Below are 19,533 nucleotides of genomic sequence, written 5' to 3' on the forward strand. Positions count from 1 at the left end.
ATAAAACCAATAAAAATACTCGGATTAGAGGTGCTTTCAATGCGTGTGGCAAATTCTATTCATGAACTGATTGGGGAAACCCCCATTGTAAAGTTGAATAAACTAGTTGAAGACGACTATGCAGATGTCTATTTAAAGCTTGAATTTATGAACCCGGGCAGCAGTGTAAAAGACCGTATTGCTCTTGCTATGATTGAAGCGGCAGAAAAGAACGGCAGTCTTAAGCCCGGCGACACGATAATTGAACCGACAAGCGGGAATACAGGAATCGGTCTTGCAATGGTTGCGGCGGCAAAAGGAATCAAAGCGATTCTTGTTATGCCGGATACGATGAGCATGGAGCGCAGAAACCTGCTGCGTGCTTATGGAGCTGAGCTTGTGCTGACTCCCGGAGCAGAAGGAATGGGCGGTGCAATCCGCAAGGCAGAAGAGCTCTCCAAGGAACATGGATACTTCATGCCGCAGCAATTCAAAAACGAAGCGAACCCTGAGGTCCATCGTCTGACAACAGGCCCGGAAATTGTCCGTCAAATGGATCAGCTGGATGCGTTTATCGCAGGCATCGGGACAGGCGGAACCATCACGGGTGCTGGTGAAGTTTTAAAAGAGCATTTTCCTGGAGTTAAGATTTACGCAGTGGAGCCAGCGGATTCTCCGGTTCTAGCCGGAGGAAAACCAGGACCACACAAAATCCAGGGAATCGGAGCGGGATTTGTTCCTGATATCTTGAATACCGAGCTTTATGAAGAAATCATCCCTGTGAAAAATGAAGATGCTTTCGAATATGCGCGCCTTGCTGCGAAAACAGAGGGTGTTCTTGGAGGGATTTCCTCCGGTGCAGCCATCTATGCAGCACTGAAGGTTGCGAAGGAGCTTGGCAAGGGCAAAAAAGTTCTTGCGATCATTCCCAGTAATGGAGAGCGTTACTTAAGTACACCGCTTTATCAATTTGAATAGAATGTGTAAAAACAGTCCTCGGACTGTTTTTATTTTTGTCCGCAGGTAGCAGAATGAAGCGGACATCAAGTAAAATATCGTTATATGTCCAAATAGGAGTGTGCCTCATGCAAAAACCGGTTTACTATCCTTTTCATAAAAAAATAAAGCGAATGAATGATTTTTTTCAAACATACATGAACCTTTCAGTGAGAGAGAAGCATCACGCGCTGCTCGAAAGCGGCAGAGGAGGCCGATACAGCATAGCTGGATTGTCTCCGCGCTCTATCATTTCAGCTAAAAATCGTGAAATCATGCTGACGGAAGATGGAAAGCAGCAAAGCTTCCAAGAGGACGATGCGCTTGCTTGGCTTCAGGAGCGGATGGCTGAAATTCATGTCGAGAAGAATCCTGATCTTCCGGACTTTCAAAGCGGAGCAATTGGGTTCATCAGCTATGATGCGGTTCGGCATTTTGAAAAGCTTCCGGAAAAAGGGGAGGACGATCTCCAAACACCGGATTTTTTCTGGATGATCTTCCATGAGCTGGCGATTTTGGATCATGATGCGGATGAAGTGTACTTGGTTGTACTGGAGGACAGATCGGCACCAGAGCAGGCACAGCTTCGACTTGCCACGCTTGAGAAAATGTGGCTTAACCCGGCTCCAAACTTAGAACGGAAACATTATCCTCAGGAGGGGACCGAGGCTAAGCATCATTTCACCCCAAATCAGTTCAAGGAAGCCGTCATAAAGATAAAGGATTATATTGCAGCAGGGGATGTGTTCCAGGTCAATTTATCGACAAGACAAGCTGCCAGGCTTCATGACCATCCCATCCGCATCTATGAAAAACTAAGGGAGATTAACCCGTCTCCTTATATGAGCTACCTGGAGACACCGGATTTCCAGATTGTCTCTGCCTCGCCTGAGCTTTTAGTGAAAAAAAGCGGAACACTTCTTAGTACAAGGCCGATCGCAGGAACGAGATCGCGCGGGAAGGATCATGAAGAGGATCTAAAGCTTGCTGCGGAGCTCATTGATAACGAAAAGGAACGGGCGGAACACGTTATGCTAGTTGACCTGGAACGAAACGATCTCGGCCGGGTGTGCAAATATGGAACAGTGGAAGTCGATGAGTTTATGGCCATTGAAAGATACTCCCATGTGATGCACATTGTTTCAAATGTGCAGGGAGAAATAGCAGATGGAAAAAATTTTTCCGATATCATCCGCGCCGTATTCCCGGGCGGCACAATAACAGGCGCCCCAAAGGTTCGGACGATGGAAATCATTGAGGAGCTTGAACCGAAACGGCGGGGAATTTATACAGGATCTATCGGATGGATTGATTTTAATGGCGATTTGGAGTTGAATATAATTATCAGAACTCTTTTTGCCCAAAATGGAACGGGTTATATTCAGGCAGGTGCCGGAATTGTAATTGACTCGAATCCGGACTATGAGTATAAGGAGTCTCTGAAAAAGGCGGCCGCTGTCTTAAAAGCGGCAGAGCAGAGTGGAGCTTGAGCTAATGAAAGGATGAGGTGAGCAGAGTGATTTTAATGATTGATAATTACGATTCATTTACGTACAACCTGGTACAGTATTTGGGAGAGCTTGGAGAGGAACTGATGGTGAGGCGCAATGATGAAATCACCATACAGGAAATCCGTGAGCTGAATCCGGAATTCTTAATGATTTCACCGGGACCATGCAGCCCGAATGAAGCGGGGATCAGCATGGAAGCAATTCGTGAATTTGCCGGCGAAATTCCGATTTTCGGAGTATGCCTTGGCCACCAGTCGATCGCCCAGGTATTCGGCGGGGACGTTGTAAGAGCTGAACGGCTCATGCACGGAAAAGTATCCGAAATCCAGCATGATGGGCAAACGATTTTCAGCGGGATTGAAACACCATTTCTTGCGACCCGGTATCATTCACTTATTGTGAAAAAAGAAACCCTCCCGGACTGCTTCATTGTTTCCGCAAAGACGGAGCAGGATGAAATTATGGCCATTCGCCATAAAGAGCTTCCGATTGAAGGAGTGCAGTTCCATCCGGAGTCCATTATGACGTCCGCAGGAAAGAACCTGTTGAAGAATTTTATTGAAACCTACAAGAAAGCGGAAGAGAGCGTCTTGTAATGTTTATTTTTCTTAATTCTAAAATGATAAAGGCCGAAGAGGCGAGCATCTCCCTCTTCGACCATGGATATATGTACGGCCTTGGGGTATTCGAGACATTCCGTGCCTACCAGGGCCACTCTTTTTTACTGAAGGACCATTTGACGAGGCTTCATGCCTCCTTATCAGAGCTTGGGATCAAGACGTCTCTAACTGCAGAGCAGGTCCATGGGATGGTTCAGGAACTGCTCACTGCCAATCAAATGGAAGATGGAAACGCGGCAGTAAGGCTGACTGTTTCAGCGGGTAATGGAGGTCCGGGATTTTCAAATCAGATTTATGAAGAACCGGTGATCTCCTGTTTTTTAAGGCCGATTGCTGCCCCGGCTGACCAAAAACAGGGGCAGGTGCTTACGTTAAGAAGGAATACGCCTGAGGGAGCATTCCGGATGAAGTCGAGCCATTACATGAACAATTTTCTGGCTAAAAAAGAGCTGAATGGCAGGCTGAATACAGAGGGCATTTTTTTAACTAAAGAAGAGGCCGTTTGCGAAGGCATTGTGTCCAATTTGTTTTGGGTGAAGAACGGGACAGTCTTTACTCCGGCACCAGAAACAGGTGCATTGGATGGGATTACCCGCCAATTCGTCCTCGCTCTATGCAGAAAATTGAATTTACCATATAGAGAAGGTTTTTTTCCGCTGGATGATCTGCTTTCCGCAGAAGAAGCCTTCATGACCAATTCTGTGCAGGAAATGATTCCATTCTCCAAAATCAATATCCAATCTTTTGCAGGTAAGGATGGAGCCGTTACACAGAAACTAAAAGAAGAGTATTCAAAATACCGGCATGCTCTATGGTCACGAGATGAGCTGTAAAGGATGAGGTTTGATGGGGTTAACGACATTAGCGAAGCAGTCCGGAATGGATTGCCGCGGCTACACATTAAATTACAATGAAAAGACACTGATAATGGGGATTTTAAATGTTACACCGGACTCGTTTTCCGATGGAGGGAAATACAATTCTCTGGACCAGGCAATACTGCGTGCGAAAACCCTTGTTGATGAGGGTGCAGACATCATTGATATAGGAGGGGAATCGACTAGGCCAGGAGCTGAGTATGTTCCTGAAGAGGAAGAAATGGAACGTGTGATTCCTGTTATTGAGCGATTATCTAAAGAAGTGAATGCACCCATTTCGATTGACACATACAAAGCTGCTGTGGCAAGAGAAGCGCTTAAAGCAGGAGCTCACATTGTGAATGATATATGGGGGGCAAAGGCAGAGCCTGCTATTGCAGCAGCAGCAGCGGAGTTTGATGCGCCAATCATTCTTATGCACAATAGGAAGGAACGCAATTACGATAGGCTGCTTCCCGATATGATTACGGACCTGATGGAAAGTGCAGCTATTGCAGAGCTTGCAGGTGTAAAGAATGATAAAATCATCCTTGACCCGGGAATCGGTTTTGCAAAAACCTTCAATGACAACTTGGAAGTGATGGGAAACTTGGAGGCCTTCACCAGCCTTGGATATCCGGTCCTCCTTGGGACCTCAAGAAAAACGTTTATCGGAAAGGTTTTGGACCTGCCTCCTGAAGAAAGAATGGAAGGGACGGGCGCGACCGTCTGCCTTGGTATTCAGAAAGGCTGCGCAATTGTCCGCGTCCATGATGTAAAGGAAATAGCAAGGATGGCGAAAATGATGGATGCCATGATTGGGAAGGGGAGTCATGCCCATGGATAAAATCTATGTATCCGGAATGGAGTTTTACGGATATCATGGTGTGTATAAGGAAGAAAACAAGCTTGGCCAAAGATTCCGGGCCGATCTCACGATAGAGAAGGATCTAAAAAAAGCAGGGGAAACAGATGAGCTTGAATATACAGTGAACTATGCAGATCTTTATAAGATTTGCCAGCGCGTTATAGAAGGCGAGCCCAAGAAGCTTGTGGAAACACTGGCTGAAAAAATCGCCTCTGATATTCTCGAAGCGTTTCCTGATATTCAGTCTGCAACCGTCAAGCTAATCAAGCCTGACCCTCCCATACCAGGACACTATGATTATGTTGCAGTTGAAATCACAAGGGAACGAACATGAAGGCGACTGTCTATCTTGCTCTGGGTTCCAATATGGGAGACAGGGAATCGTATTTGATGGATGCCATAAAACTCCTTAATGAAGAACGGGAGATCGAGGTAACGAAGCAATCCTCCATCTATGAAACAGATCCTGTCGGTTTTACGGAACAGAACGCTTTTTTAAATATGGCGGTGGAAATTTCAACCACATGCACTCCGCACGAATTACTTGATAAAACCCAGCATATCGAACAATCCCTGGGAAGAACCAGGAAAATCAGGTGGGGGCCGCGTACTTTAGACCTTGACATTTTATTGTATAATCATGAAAATATTGAAACAGAGCGGTTAATTGTTCCTCACCCTCGAATGACGGAACGGGCTTTTGTTTTAATACCTTTAAATGAAATGAATTCAGATGCTTATATACCGGTGATCGACAAGCCGATTTCGGCCATCATAGATCAATTATCAGATAAAGAAGGGGTCAGACTATGGAAGCTGAGAAATGGGGAAGGCGGATTCGGGCCTACCGAAAGCTGAAGGGCTATACCCAGGAAAGTTTTGCAAAGGATCTTGGCATCTCGGTTTCAGTCCTTGGCGAAGTAGAGCGGGGCAACCGGGTACCCAGCCGTGATTTTGTGAAAGAGATTGCTGATACGCTTAAAGTGACAGTTGAGGAATTATCACCGAAAGAATAAAAGAATCAATGAAAGGAGAAAGAGGTTATGTTTAAGATTGGCGATATTCAGATGAAAAATCGCGTCGTCCTTGCTCCTATGGCTGGAGTATGCAACGCCGCCTTCCGTCTGACCGTCAAAGAATTCGGTGCTGGCCTTGTTTGTGCGGAAATGGTCAGCGATAAGGCGATTCTATATAACAATGCAAAAACGATGGGCATGCTTTTCATCGATGAACGGGAAAAACCATTAAGCCTGCAAATTTTTGGCGGAGAAAAAGATACATTAGTAGAAGCTGCGAAGTTTGTTGATAAAAACACAACAGCCGATATTATTGATATTAACATGGGTTGCCCGGTGCCGAAGATTACGAAATGCGATGCAGGTGCGAGATGGCTGCTCGACCCGAATAAGATTTATGAAATGGTATCAGCGGTTGTTGATGCAGTCGATAAGCCTGTTACGGTTAAAATGAGAACAGGCTGGGACAGCGATCATATTTTTGCCATTGAGAATGCGCGCGCTGTTGAACGTGCTGGAGGACAGGCTGTGGCAGTCCACGGTCGAACACGTGTACAAATGTATGAAGGCCATGCAGACTGGGATATCATTAAACAGGTGAAAGACTCCGTAAACATACCGGTTATCGGGAATGGAGATGTTCAAACACCTCAGGATGCAAAAAGAATGCTTGAAACAACAGGGGTAGACGGAGTTATGATTGGCCGTGCTGCACTTGGAAATCCATGGATGATTTACCGTACGGTTAATTACCTCGAAACAGGTGAACTTGCAGAAGAACCATCCGCAAGAGAAAAAATGACTGTATGCAAGCTGCACCTTGACCGTCTGATTGAACTGAAGGGTGAATATGTAGCGGTCCGCGAAATGCGCAAGCACGCTGCATGGTACTTGAAAGGCATCCGCGGGAATGCAAATGTCCGAAACGGAGTCAATAAATGTGACACACGACAGGATCTAGTCACTCTGCTGGACCAATTTACAGAAGAAGTTGAAGCAAGACAAGAAAATAGCGCTAAAGCTGTTTAAGAAATAAAGGGGCCGGCTTGTTGCGGCCGCCCTTTTTAACGAAGAATAGGAGATGAGGATTCCGTGAGCGAACAAGAAATGAATCATGAAGAATTAAACGACCAGCTGCAGGTTAGACGGGAAAAACTACATACATTAAGAGAAAAAGGCCTTGATCCATTCGGTAAACGTTTTGATGCCACCCATCAAACAGCAGGTCTTCTGGCAGAATTCGAAAACACAACAAAAGAAGAGCTTGAACAGGAAGAGCGCCGCGTAACCATCGCAGGCCGGATCATGACGAAGCGAGGCAAAGGGAAAGCGGGATTTGCCCATATTCAGGACCTTCAGGGACAAATCCAAATCTATGTCCGCATGGACGCAGTAGGCGAGGAACAGTACGAACTATTTAACACAGCCGATCTTGGAGATATAGTAGGTGTTACAGGCGTAATGTTCAAAACAAAAGTAGGCGAGCTTTCCGTTAAAGCGACTTCTTTTGAGCTTTTGACAAAATCATTGCGTCCGCTTCCGGATAAGTATCATGGTCTAAAAGATATCGAGCAGCGCTACCGTCAGCGTTACCTTGATTTAATAATGAACCCTGAGAGCAAGCAAACCTTTATTGCCCGCAGCAAAATTATTCAATCCATGCGCCGTTACCTGGATGATCATGGCTATCTTGAAGTTGAAACACCAACAATGCACTCAATTCCCGGCGGAGCATCAGCCCGTCCGTTCATCACCCATCACAATGCTCTTGATATGCCTTTATATATGAGGATTGCTATTGAGCTTCACTTAAAGCGCCTGATTGTAGGCGGCCTTGAAAAGGTGTACGAAATCGGACGCGTATTCCGTAATGAAGGAATTTCTACCCGCCACAATCCTGAGTTCACAATGATTGAGCTATATGAGGCGTATGCAGATTACAAAGATATCATGAAGCTGACTGAAAACCTTATTGCACACATCGCAAAAGAAGTACTGGGATCTGCTGTCGTTCAATACGGTGAGCACGAAGTAAATCTTGAGCCTGAGTGGAAAAGAGTTCATATGGTAGATGCAATTAAAGAAGCTACCGGTGCAGACTTCTGGAAAGAAATGAACCCTGAAGAAGCGAAGGCTCTTGCAGCGGAGCATGGAGTAGAAGTAACAGAGCATATGACAGTGGGCCACATCATCAATGAATTCTTTGAGCAAAAAGTAGAAGAGACGCTTATTCAGCCAACATTCATTTACGGCCATCCGGTAGAAATCTCTCCACTGGCTAAGAAAAACGATGAAGATCCGCGTTTCACGGATCGTTTTGAGCTCTTTATCGTTGCCCGCGAGCATGCTAACGCGTTTACTGAACTTAATGACCCAATCGATCAGAAGGAGCGTTTTGAAGGCCAGCTGAAAGAACGTGAACAAGGAAACGACGAAGCTCACATGATGGATGAGGACTTTATCGAAGCGCTTGAATATGGAATGCCTCCTACAGGCGGACTTGGAATCGGAATCGACCGCATCGTTATGCTTTTGACAAACTCAGCATCGATCCGCGACGTTCTATTGTTCCCGCAAATGAGACACCGTTAAAGGTTAATAAAGAAAGCCGGATGAACTTCATCCGGCTTTCTTTTTATTTTTTTGAAAAAAACTATTGCACTGGGCTTTCCAGGGTGGTATATTAATATTCGTTGCTGCAAAACGCAGTTGCGAAACGGAAATTAAGATGAAAAAAGTTATTGACATCATAATCTCTGAATGGTATTATAATAAAGCTTCACTTTTCCAAATGATCTTTGAAAACTAAACAAATCGAAGTGCCAACGTTAATTCAAGAGCAACAAACAAGAGCTAGTCAAACTACTTTTTGGAGAGTTTGATCCTGGCTCAGGACGAACGCTGGCGGCGTGCCTAATACATGCAAGTCGAGCGGACCTCTTCGGAGGTCAGCGGCGGACGGGTGAGTAACACGTGGGCAACCTGCCTGTAAGACTGGGATAACTCCGGGAAACCGGAGCTAATACCGGATAACTTTTCGAACCGCATGGTTCGAAGATAAAAGACGGTTATGCTGTCACTTACAGATGGGCCCGCGGCGCATTAGCTAGTTGGTGAGGTAATGGCTCACCAAGGCGACGATGCGTAGCCGACCTGAGAGGGTGATCGGCCACACTGGGACTGAGACACGGCCCAGACTCCTACGGGAGGCAGCAGTAGGGAATCTTCCGCAATGGACGAAAGTCTGACGGAGCAACGCCGCGTGAGTGATGAAGGTTTTCGGATCGTAAAGCTCTGTTGTTAGGGAAGAACAAGTGCGGGAGTCACTGCCCGCGCCTTGACGGTACCTAACCAGAAAGCCACGGCTAACTACGTGCCAGCAGCCGCGGTAATACGTAGGTGGCAAGCGTTGTCCGGAATTATTGGGCGTAAAGCGCGCGCAGGCGGTCTTTTAAGTCTGATGTGAAAGCCCCCGGCTCAACCGGGGAGGGTCATTGGAAACTGGAGGACTTGAGTACAGAAGAGGAGAGTGGAATTCCACGTGTAGCGGTGAAATGCGTAGAGATGTGGAGGAACACCAGTGGCGAAGGCGACTCTCTGGTCTGTAACTGACGCTGAGGCGCGAAAGCGTGGGGAGCGAACAGGATTAGATACCCTGGTAGTCCACGCCGTAAACGATGAGTGCTAAGTGTTAGAGGGTTTCCGCCCTTTAGTGCTGCAGCTAACGCATTAAGCACTCCGCCTGGGGAGTACGGTCGCAAGACTGAAACTCAAAGGAATTGACGGGGGCCCGCACAAGCGGTGGAGCATGTGGTTTAATTCGAAGCAACGCGAAGAACCTTACCAGGTCTTGACATCCTCTGCCACTTTTAGAGATAGAAGGTTCCCCTTCGGGGGACAGAGTGACAGGTGGTGCATGGTTGTCGTCAGCTCGTGTCGTGAGATGTTGGGTTAAGTCCCGCAACGAGCGCAACCCTTGATCTTAGTTGCCAGCATTCAGTTGGGCACTCTAAGGTGACTGCCGGTGACAAACCGGAGGAAGGTGGGGATGACGTCAAATCATCATGCCCCTTATGACCTGGGCTACACACGTGCTACAATGGATGGTACAAAGGGCTGCAAAACCGCGAGGTTAAGCGAATCCCATAAAACCATTCTCAGTTCGGATTGCAGGCTGCAACTCGCCTGCATGAAGCCGGAATCGCTAGTAATCGCGGATCAGCATGCCGCGGTGAATACGTTCCCGGGCCTTGTACACACCGCCCGTCACACCACGAGAGTTTGCAACACCCGAAGTCGGTGGGGTAACCCGTAAGGGAGCCAGCCGCCTAAGGTGGGGCAGATGATTGGGGTGAAGTCGTAACAAGGTAGCCGTATCGGAAGGTGCGGCTGGATCACCTCCTTTCTAAGGAAGAATTATCAGCACCCATGCGGTGCACAATTAACGGACGCACTTCGGCTTTGTTTAGTTTTGAGAGATCATTCTCTCTATAAACTTGTTCTTTGAAAACTAGATAACGATATGAATGTCAAACATTCACACGAGTAAGCAAGTAATCTTACGATTTTCTTCTGCGCTTGCGTATGAAGAGAACATCAAGTCTGAAAACATCTGTTTTCAGCTCTAACGAAGATAACTTCCGTTATCAGGTTAAGTTAGAAAGGGCGCACGGTGGATGCCTTGGCACTAGGAGCCGATGAAGGACGGTACGAACACCGATATGCTTCGGGGAGCTGTAAGTAAGCGTTGATCCGGAGATTTCCGAATGGGGAAACCCGCTGCTCGTAATGGAGCAGCATCCTGATCTGAATACATAGGATCTGGAAGGCAGACCCGGGGAACTGAAACATCTAAGTACCCGGAGGAAGAGAAAGCAATAGCGATTCCCTGAGTAGCGGCGAGCGAAACGGGATTAGCCCAAACCAGAAGGCTTGCCTTCTGGGGTTGTAGGACACTCAACACGGAGTTACAAAGGAACGGGGTAGAAGAAGCGGTCTGGAAAGGCCCGCCAAAGAAGGTAACAGCCCTGTAGTCGAAACTTCGTTCCCTCCTGAGTGGATCCTGAGTACGGCGGGACACGAGAAATCCCGTCGGAAGCAGGGAGGACCATCTCCCAAGGCTAAATACTCCCTAGTGACCGATAGTGAACCAGTACCGTGAGGGAAAGGTGAAAAGCACCCCGGAAGGGGAGTGAAACAGATCCTGAAACCGTGTGCCTACAAGTAGTCAGAGCCCGTTAACGGGTGATGGCGTGCCTTTTGTAGAATGAACCGGCGAGTTACGATTACGTGCAAGGTTAAGTTGAAAAGACGGAGCCGCAGCGAAAGCGAGTCTGAATAGGGCGATTGAGTACGTGGTCGTAGACCCGAAACCAGGTGATCTACCCATGTCCAGGGTGAAGTTCAGGTAACACTGAATGGAGGCCCGAACCCACGCACGTTGAAAAGTGCGGGGATGAGGTGTGGGTAGCGGAGAAATTCCAATCGAACCTGGAGATAGCTGGTTCTCTCCGAAATAGCTTTAGGGCTAGCCTCATGGTAAGAGTCTTGGAGGTAGAGCACTGATTGGACTAGGGGCCCTCATCGGGTTACCGAATTCAGTCAAACTCCGAATGCCAAAGACTTATCCATGGGAGTCAGACTGCGAGTGATAAGATCCGTAGTCGAAAGGGAAACAGCCCAGACCACCAGCTAAGGTCCCCAAGTATCCGTTAAGTGGAAAAGGATGTGGGGTTGCTTAGACAACCAGGATGTTGGCTTAGAAGCAGCCACCATTTAAAGAGTGCGTAATAGCTCACTGGTCGAGTGACCCTGCGCCGAAAATGTACCGGGGCTAAACGGATCACCGAAGCTGTGGACTGTTCTTACGAACAGTGGTAGGAGAGCGTTCTAAGGGCTGAGAAGCCAGACCGGAAGGACTGGTGGAGCGCTTAGAAGTGAGAATGCCGGTATGAGTAGCGAAAGAGGGGTGAGAATCCCCTCCACCGAATGCCTAAGGTTTCCTGAGGAAGGCTCGTCCGCTCAGGGTTAGTCGGGACCTAAGCCGAGGCCGAAAGGCGTAGGCGATGGACAACAGGTTGAGATTCCTGTACCACCTCTTTTCCGTTTGAGCAATGGAGGGACGCAGGAGGATAGGGTAAGCGCGCTGTTGGATATGCGCGTCCAAGCAGGTAGGCTCAAGGGATAGGCAAATCCGTCCCTTGGTTAAGGCTGAGCTGTGATGGCGAGGGAAATTAAGTACCGAAGTTCCTGATTCCACACTGCCTAGAAAAGCTTCTAGCGAGGAAAATGGTGCCCGTACCGCAAACCGACACAGGTAGGCGAGGAGAGAATCCTAAGGTGATCGAGAGAACTCTCGTTAAGGAACTCGGCAAAATGACCCCGTAACTTCGGGAGAAGGGGTGCTCTTTAGGGTGAATAGCCTTGAAGAGCCGCAGTGAATAGGCCCAGGCGACTGTTTAGCAAAAACACAGGTCTCTGCGAAGCCGCAAGGCGAAGTATAGGGGCTGACGCCTGCCCGGTGCTGGAAGGTTAAGAGGAGAGGTTAGCGCAAGCGAAGCTTTGAATTGAAGCCCCAGTAAACGGCGGCCGTAACTATAACGGTCCTAAGGTAGCGAAATTCCTTGTCGGGTAAGTTCCGACCCGCACGAAAGGCGTAACGATCTGGGCACTGTCTCAACGAGAGACTCGGTGAAATTATAGTACCTGTGAAGATGCAGGTTACCCGCGACAGGACGGAAAGACCCCGTGGAGCTTTACTGCAGCCTGATATTGAATTTTGGCACAGCTTGTACAGGATAGGTAGGAGCCTTGGAAACCGGAGCGCCAGCTTCGGTGGAGGCATTGGTGGGATACTACCCTGGCTGTGTTGAACTTCTAACCCGCGGCCCTGATCGGGCCGGGAGACAGTGTCAGGCGGGCAGTTTGACTGGGGCGGTCGCCTCCTAAAATGTAACGGAGGCGCCCAAAGGTTCCCTCAGAATGGTTGGAAATCATTCGCAGAGTGTAAAGGCACAAGGGAGCTTGACTGCGAGACCTACAAGTCGAGCAGGGACGAAAGTCGGGCTTAGTGATCCGGTGGTTCCGCATGGAAGGGCCATCGCTCAACGGATAAAAGCTACCCCGGGGATAACAGGCTTATCTCCCCCAAGAGTCCACATCGACGGGGAGGTTTGGCACCTCGATGTCGGCTCATCGCATCCTGGGGCTGTAGTCGGTCCCAAGGGTTGGGCTGTTCGCCCATTAAAGCGGTACGCGAGCTGGGTTCAGAACGTCGTGAGACAGTTCGGTCCCTATCCGTCGCGGGCGCAGGAAATTTGAGAGGAGCTGTCCTTAGTACGAGAGGACCGGGATGGACGCACCGCTGGTGTACCAGTTGTCTTGCCAAAGGCATCGCTGGGTAGCTATGTGCGGACGGGATAAGTGCTGAAAGCATCTAAGCATGAAGCCCCCCTCAAGATGAGATTTCCCATCGCAAGAGTAAGACCCCTGAAAGATGATCAGGTTGATAGGTTCGAGGTGGAAGCGTGGTGACACGTGCAGCTGACGAATACTAATCGGTCGAGGACTTAACCTTTATTCAAGTAAGGCTGCTTTACTCGTGCAGCAATCGTTATCTAGTTTTGAAAGAGCAAAAAAGATTTAAAAAATATCTTGATTTCTTCTGAAATTATAGTATAATAAATCTTATCGCTTTTTTAAAGAACATGTCTGGTGACTATGGCAAAGAGGTCACACCCGTTCCCATACCGAACACGGAAGTTAAGCTCTTTAGCGCCGATGGTAGTTGGGGGTTTCCCCCTGTGAGAGTAGGACGCCGCCAGGCATATACATATGATGTTAAAGCTTTAACCAGCTTTAACACTTTCGGAGGATTAGCTCAGCTGGGAGAGCATCTGCCTTACAAGCAGAGGGTCGGCGGTTCGATCCCGTCATCCTCCACCATTCATTCTATCAATAGATTTATAGCCGGTGTAGCTCAATTGGCAGAGCACGATCGAATATGCATCCTGAAATTACTTCAGCGCACAGATCGAGCAGCCTCTTGACTAAACATCCTGAGATCTGGGCGACCTTATCAAGCAGGAACGGCTTTGTACCGTAAATTTTATATGCCGGTGTAGCTCAACTGGTAGAGCAACTGACTTGTAATCAGTAGGTTGGGGGTTCAAGTCCTCTTGCCGGCACCACTTTCTTGGTAGTAGCATTTATGCTCTATTAAAAGAGAGCCATTAGCTCAGTCGGTAGAGCATCTGACTTTTAATCAGAGGGTCGAAGGTTCGAGTCCTTCATGGCTCACCATTTATATTTTAATATGCGGGTGTGGCGGAATTGGCAGACGCACTAGACTTAGGATCTAGCGCCTTATGGCGTGGGGGTTCGACTCCCTTCACCCGCATCTTATATTTTGCGGAAGTAGTTCAGTGGTAGAACACCACCTTGCCAAGGTGGGGGTCGCGGGTTCGAATCCCGTCTTCCGCTCCAATCCCATGACGCCGGGGTGGCGGAATTGGCAGACGCACAGGACTTAAAATCCTGCGGTAGGTGACTACCGTACCGGTTCGATCCCGGTCCTCGGCACTTGAGAAGCATATATTGCGCCCGTAGCTCAATTGGATAGAGCATTTGACTACGAATCAAAAGGTTAGAGGTTCGAGTCCTCTCGGGCGCGCCATAATTTCATTATACTCAATTAAGGTTCGGGAAGTAGCTCAGCTTGGTAGAGCACTTGGTTTGGGACCAAGGGGTCGCAGGTTCGAATCCTGTCTTCCCGACCATCTATAATTTGGGGCCTTAGCTCAGCTGGGAGAGCGCCTGCCTTGCACGCAGGAGGTCAGCGGTTCGATCCCGCTAGGCTCCACCATTTTATGATCTTTGAAAACTAAACAAATCGAAGTGCCAACGTTAATTCAAGAGCAACAAACAAGAGCTAGTCAAACTACTTTTTGGAGAGTTTGATCCTGGCTCAGGACGAACGCTGGCGGCGTGCCTAATACATGCAAGTCGAGCGGACCTCTTCGGAGGTCAGCGGCGGACGGGTGAGTAACACGTGGGCAACCTGCCTGTAAGACCGGGATAACTCCGGGAAACCGGAGCTAATACCGGATAACTTTTCGAACCGCATGGTTCGAAGATAAAAGACGGTTATGCTGTCACTTACAGATGGGCCCGCGGCGCATTAGCTAGTTGGTGAGGTAATGGCTCACCAAGGCGACGATGCGTAGCCGACCTGAGAGGGTGATCGGCCACACTGGGACTGAGACACGGCCCAGACTCCTACGGGAGGCAGCAGTAGGGAATCTTCCGCAATGGACGAAAGTCTGACGGAGCAACGCCGCGTGAGTGATGAAGGTTTTCGGATCGTAAAGCTCTGTTGTTAGGGAAGAACAAGTGCGGGAGTCACTGCCCGCGCCTTGACGGTACCTAACCAGAAAGCCACGGCTAACTACGTGCCAGCAGCCGCGGTAATACGTAGGTGGCAAGCGTTGTCCGGAATTATTGGGCGTAAAGCGCGCGCAGGCGGTCTTTTAAGTCTGATGTGAAAGCCCCCGGCTCAACCGGGGAGGGTCATTGGAAACTGGAGGACTTGAGTACAGAAGAGGAGAGTGGAATTCCACGTGTAGCGGTGAAATGCGTAGAGATGTGGAGGAACACCAGTGGCGAAGGCGACTCTCTGGTCTGTAACTGACGCTGAGGCGCGAAAGCGTGGGGAGCGAACAGGATTAGATACCCTGGTAGTCCACGCCGTAAACGATGAGTGCTAAGTGTTAGAGGGTTTCCGCCCTTTAGTGCTGCAGCTAACGCATTAAGCACTCCGCCTGGGGAGTACGGTCGCAAGACTGAAACTCAAAGGAATTGACGGGGGCCCGCACAAGCGGTGGAGCATGTGGTTTAATTCGAAGCAACGCGAAGAACCTTACCAGGTCTTGACATCCTCTGCCACTTTTAGAGATAGAAGGTTCCCCTTCGGGGGACAGAGTGACAGGTGGTGCATGGTTGTCGTCAGCTCGTGTCGTGAGATGTTGGGTTAAGTCCCGCAACGAGCGCAACCCTTGATCTTAGTTGCCAGCATTCAGTTGGGCACTCTAAGGTGACTGCCGGTGACAAACCGGAGGAAGGTGGGGATGACGTCAAATCATCATGCCCCTTATGACCTGGGCTACACACGTGCTACAATGGATGGTACAAAGGGCTGCAAAACCGCGAGGTTAAGCGAATCCCATAAAACCATTCTCAGTTCGGATTGCAGGCTGCAACTCGCCTGCATGAAGCCGGAATCGCTAGTAATCGCGGATCAGCATGCCGCGGTGAATACGTTCCCGGGCCTTGTACACACCGCCCGTCACACCACGAGAGTTTGCAACACCCGAAGTCGGTGGGGTAACCCGTAAGGGAGCCAGCCGCCTAAGGTGGGGCAGATGATTGGGGTGAAGTCGTAACAAGGTAGCCGTATCGGAAGGTGCGGCTGGATCACCTCCTTTCTAAGGAAGAATTATCAGCACCCATGCGGTGCACAATTAACGGACGCACTTCGGCTTTGTTTAGTTTTGAGAGATCATTCTCTCTATAAACTTGTTCTTTGAAAACTAGATAACGATATGAATGTCAAACATTCACACGAGTAAGCAAGTAATCTTACGATTTTCTTCTGCGCTTGCGTATGAAGAGAACATCAAGTCTGAAAACATCTGTTTTCAGCTCTAACGAAGATAACTTCCGTTATCAGGTTAAGTTAGAAAGGGCGCACGGTGGATGCCTTGGCACTAGGAGCCGATGAAGGACGGTACGAACACCGATATGCTTCGGGGAGCTGTAAGTAAGCGTTGATCCGGAGATTTCCGAATGGGGAAACCCGCTGCTCGTAATGGAGCAGCATCCTGATCTGAATACATAGGATCTGGAAGGCAGACCCGGGGAACTGAAACATCTAAGTACCCGGAGGAAGAGAAAGCAATAGCGATTCCCTGAGTAGCGGCGAGCGAAACGGGATTAGCCCAAACCAGAAGGCTTGCCTTCTGGGGTTGTAGGACACTCAACACGGAGTTACAAAGGAACGGGGTAGAAGAAGCGGTCTGGAAAGGCCCGCCAAAGAAGGTAACAGCCCTGTAGTCGAAACTTCGTTCCCTCCTGAGTGGATCCTGAGTACGGCGGGACACGAGAAATCCCGTCGGAAGCAGGGAGGACCATCTCCCAAGGCTAAATACTCCCTAGTGACCGATAGTGAACCAGTACCGTGAGGGAAAGGTGAAAAGCACCCCGGAAGGGGAGTGAAACAGATCCTGAAACCGTGTGCCTACAAGTAGTCAGAGCCCGTTAACGGGTGATGGCGTGCCTTTTGTAGAATGAACCGGCGAGTTACGATTACGTGCAAGGTTAAGTTGAAAAGACGGAGCCGCAGCGAAAGCGAGTCTGAATAGGGCGATTGAGTACGTGGTCGTAGACCCGAAACCAGGTGATCTACCCATGTCCAGGGTGAAGTTCAGGTAACACTGAATGGAGGCCCGAACCCACGCACGTTGAAAAGTGCGGGGATGAGGTGTGGGTAGCGGAGAAATTCCAATCGAACCTGGAGATAGCTGGTTCTCTCCGAAATAGCTTTAGGGCTAGCCTCATGGTTTAGAGTCTTGGAGGTAGAGCACTGATTGGACTAGGGGCCCTCATCGGGTTACCGAATTCAGTCAAACTCCGAATGCCAAAGACTTATCTATGGGAGTCAGACTGCGAGTGATAAGATCCGTAGTCGAAAGGGAAACAGCCCAGACCACCAGCTAAGGTCCCCAAGTATCCGTTAAGTGGAAAAGGATGTGGGGTTGCTTAGACAACCAGGATGTTGGCTTAGAAGCAGCCACCATTTAAAGAGTGCGTAATAGCTCACTGGTCGAGTGACCCTGCGCCGAAAATGTACCGGGGCTAAACGGATCACCGAAGCTGTGGACTGTTCTTACGAACAGTGGTAGGAGAGCGTTCTAAGGGCTGAGAAGCCAGACCGGAAGGACTGGTGGAGCGCTTAGAAGTGAGAATGCCGGTATGAGTAGCGAAAGAGGGGTGAGAATCCCCTCCACCGAATGCCTAAGGTTTCCTGAGGAAGGCTCGTCCGCTCAGGGTTAGTCGGGACCTAAGCCGAGGCCGAAAGGCGTAGGCGATGGACAACAGGTTGAGATTCCTGTACCACCTCTTTTCCGTTTGAGCAATGGAGGGACGCAGGAGGATAGGGTAAGCGCGCTGTTGGATATGCGCGTCCAAGCAGGTAGGCTCAAGGGATAGGCAAATCCGTCCCTTGGTTAAGGCTGAGCTGTGATGGCGAGGGAAATTAAGTACCGAAGTTCCTGATTCCACACTGCCTAGAAAAGCTTCTAGCGAGGAAAATGGTGCCCGTACCGCAAACCGACACAGGTAGGCGAGGAGAGAATCCTAAGGTGATCGAGAGAACTCTCGTTAAGGAACTCGGCAAAATGACCCCGTAACTTCGGGAGAAGGGGTGCTCTTTAGGGTGAATAGCCTTGAAGAGCCGCAGTGAATAGGCCCAGGCGACTGTTTAGCAAAAACACAGGTCTCTGCGAAGCCGCAAGGCGAAGTATAGGGGCTGACGCCTGCCCGGTGCTGGAAGGTTAAGAGGAGAGGTTAGCGCAAGCGAAGCTTTGAATTGAAGCCCCAGTAAACGGCGGCCGTAACTATAACGGTCCTAAGGTAGCGAAATTCCTTGTCGGGTAAGTTCCGACCCGCACGAAAGGCGTAACGATCTGGGCACTGTCTCAACGAGAGACTCGGTGAAATTATAGTACCTGTGAAGATGCAGGTTACCCGCGACAGGACGGAAAGACCCCGTGGAGCTTTACTGCAGCCTGATATTGAATTTTGGCACAGCTTGTACAGGATAGGTAGGAGCCTTGGAAACCGGAGCGCCAGCTTCGGTGGAGGCATTGGTGGGATACTACCCTGGCTGTGTTGAACTTCTAACCCGCGGCCCTGATCGGGCCGGGAGACAGTGTCAGGCGGGCAGTTTGACTGGGGCGGTCGCCTCCTAAAATGTAACGGAGGCGCCCAAAGGTTCCCTCAGAATGGTTGGAAATCATTCGCAGAGTGTAAAGGCACAAGGGAGCTTGACTGCGAGACCTACAAGTCGAGCAGGGACGAAAGTCGGGCTTAGTGATCCGGTGGTTCCGCATGGAAGGGCCATCGCTCAACGGATAAAAGCTACCCCGGGGATAACAGGCTTATCTCCCCCAAGAGTCCACATCGACGGGGAGGTTTGGCACCTCGATGTCGGCTCATCGCATCCTGGGGCTGTAGTCGGTCCCAAGGGTTGGGCTGTTCGCCCATTAAAGCGGTACGCGAGCTGGGTTCAGAACGTCGTGAGACAGTTCGGTCCCTATCCGTCGCGGGCGCAGGAAATTTGAGAGGAGCTGTCCTTAGTACGAGAGGACCGGGATGGACGCACCGCTGGTGTACCAGTTGTCTTGCCAAAGGCATCGCTGGGTAGCTATGTGCGGACGGGATAAGTGCTGAAAGCATCTAAGCATGAAGCCCCCCTCAAGATGAGATTTCCCATCGCAAGAGTAAGACCCCTGGAAGATGACCAGGTTGATAGGTTCGAGGTGGAAGCGTGGTGACACGTGCAGCTGACGAATACTAATCGGTCGAGGACTTAACCTTTATTCAAGTAAGGCTGCTTTACTCGTGCAGCAA

The 19,533-nt window shown here is 49.4% G+C and carries 10 protein-coding genes, 9 tRNA genes and 5 rRNA genes; all 24 read left to right on the forward strand.

Annotation, left to right across the window (positions count from 1 at the left end; translation table 11 throughout):
* Positions 1 to 39: 39 nt before the first annotated feature.
* Positions 40 to 957: a cysteine synthase A gene (cysK, locus tag J9317_RS00465; protein WP_211555667.1), complete on the forward strand. Its 918-nt coding sequence runs from the start codon at positions 40 to 42 to the stop codon at positions 955 to 957.
* Positions 958 to 1,064: 107 nt separating this feature from the next.
* The gene (gene pabB, locus J9317_RS00470; RefSeq protein WP_211555669.1) at positions 1,065 to 2,465 is read left to right on the forward strand and encodes an aminodeoxychorismate synthase, component I; all 1,401 of its coding nucleotides are present in this window, start codon (positions 1,065 to 1,067) and stop codon (positions 2,463 to 2,465) included.
* Positions 2,466 to 2,491: 26 nt separating this feature from the next.
* Positions 2,492 to 3,082 carry an aminodeoxychorismate/anthranilate synthase component II gene (gene pabA, locus J9317_RS00475; protein ID WP_211555671.1) on the forward strand — a complete coding sequence of 197 codons (591 nt, stop codon included), beginning with the start codon at positions 2,492 to 2,494 and terminating at the stop codon, positions 3,080 to 3,082.
* Complete coding sequence (gene pabC / locus J9317_RS00480) at positions 3,082 to 3,939, forward strand: aminodeoxychorismate lyase (RefSeq protein ID WP_211555673.1); 858 nt, start codon at positions 3,082 to 3,084, stop codon at positions 3,937 to 3,939. Before pabA ends, pabC begins: the two co-directional genes overlap by 1 nt.
* Before the next feature lie 13 nt (positions 3,940 to 3,952).
* Complete coding sequence (gene folP, locus J9317_RS00485; RefSeq protein WP_211555676.1) at positions 3,953 to 4,810, forward strand: dihydropteroate synthase; 858 nt, start codon at positions 3,953 to 3,955, stop codon at positions 4,808 to 4,810.
* Positions 4,803 to 5,165, forward strand: a complete 363-nt coding sequence (gene folB, locus J9317_RS00490; RefSeq protein ID WP_211555678.1) for a dihydroneopterin aldolase — start codon at positions 4,803 to 4,805, stop codon at positions 5,163 to 5,165. Before folP ends, folB begins: the two co-directional genes overlap by 8 nt.
* Positions 5,162 to 5,689, forward strand: coding sequence for a 2-amino-4-hydroxy-6-hydroxymethyldihydropteridine diphosphokinase (gene folK / locus J9317_RS00495; protein WP_211555680.1), 528 nt, complete (start codon positions 5,162 to 5,164; stop codon positions 5,687 to 5,689). The genes folB and folK overlap by 4 nt, the downstream gene beginning before the upstream one ends.
* Complete coding sequence (locus J9317_RS00500; protein WP_211555682.1) at positions 5,641 to 5,847, forward strand: helix-turn-helix domain-containing protein; 207 nt, start codon at positions 5,641 to 5,643, stop codon at positions 5,845 to 5,847. The genes folK and J9317_RS00500 overlap by 49 nt, the downstream gene beginning before the upstream one ends.
* A gap of 27 nt (positions 5,848 to 5,874) precedes the next feature.
* Entirely contained in the window at positions 5,875 to 6,876 is a 1,002-nt protein-coding gene (gene dusB / locus J9317_RS00505; RefSeq protein ID WP_211555684.1) for a tRNA dihydrouridine synthase DusB, read from the forward strand.
* A 63-nt stretch (positions 6,877 to 6,939) separates the two neighbouring features.
* Entirely contained in the window at positions 6,940 to 8,439 is a 1,500-nt protein-coding gene (gene lysS / locus J9317_RS00510) for a lysine--tRNA ligase (RefSeq protein ID WP_211555686.1), read from the forward strand.
* Positions 8,440 to 8,713: 274 nt separating this feature from the next.
* Positions 8,714 to 10,252 (forward strand): 16S ribosomal RNA (locus J9317_RS00515).
* 244 nt (positions 10,253 to 10,496) lie between these two features.
* Positions 10,497 to 13,423, forward strand: a 23S ribosomal RNA gene (locus tag J9317_RS00520).
* Between the two features lie 133 nt (positions 13,424 to 13,556).
* Positions 13,557 to 13,672: ribosomal RNA gene (gene rrf, locus J9317_RS00525) — 5S ribosomal RNA — on the forward strand.
* A gap of 43 nt (positions 13,673 to 13,715) precedes the next feature.
* A tRNA-Val gene (locus tag J9317_RS00530) sits at positions 13,716 to 13,791 on the forward strand.
* A gap of 169 nt (positions 13,792 to 13,960) precedes the next feature.
* Positions 13,961 to 14,036: transfer RNA gene (locus tag J9317_RS00535), tRNA-Thr, on the forward strand.
* 36 nt (positions 14,037 to 14,072) lie between these two features.
* Positions 14,073 to 14,148 (forward strand) — tRNA-Lys (locus J9317_RS00540).
* Positions 14,149 to 14,163: 15 nt separating this feature from the next.
* A tRNA-Leu gene (locus tag J9317_RS00545) sits at positions 14,164 to 14,245 on the forward strand.
* An 11-nt stretch (positions 14,246 to 14,256) separates the two neighbouring features.
* A tRNA-Gly gene (locus J9317_RS00550) sits at positions 14,257 to 14,331 on the forward strand.
* Positions 14,332 to 14,341: 10 nt separating this feature from the next.
* Positions 14,342 to 14,427, forward strand: a tRNA-Leu gene (locus J9317_RS00555).
* A 17-nt stretch (positions 14,428 to 14,444) separates the two neighbouring features.
* Positions 14,445 to 14,521, forward strand: a tRNA-Arg gene (locus J9317_RS00560).
* A 26-nt stretch (positions 14,522 to 14,547) separates the two neighbouring features.
* Positions 14,548 to 14,624: transfer RNA gene (locus J9317_RS00565), tRNA-Pro, on the forward strand.
* A gap of 10 nt (positions 14,625 to 14,634) precedes the next feature.
* A tRNA-Ala gene (locus tag J9317_RS00570) sits at positions 14,635 to 14,710 on the forward strand.
* Between the two features lie 79 nt (positions 14,711 to 14,789).
* Positions 14,790 to 16,328: ribosomal RNA gene (locus tag J9317_RS00575) — 16S ribosomal RNA — on the forward strand.
* Positions 16,329 to 16,572: 244 nt separating this feature from the next.
* A 23S ribosomal RNA gene (locus J9317_RS00580) occupies positions 16,573 to 19,500 on the forward strand.
* Together the 16S, 23S and 5S rRNA genes with 9 tRNA genes alongside form the textbook arrangement of a ribosomal RNA operon.
* Positions 19,501 to 19,533 lie beyond the last annotated feature (33 nt).

The organism is Metabacillus flavus, from assembly GCF_018283675.1.
Classification (GTDB): Bacteria; Bacillota; Bacilli; order Bacillales; family Bacillaceae; genus Metabacillus_B; species Metabacillus_B flavus.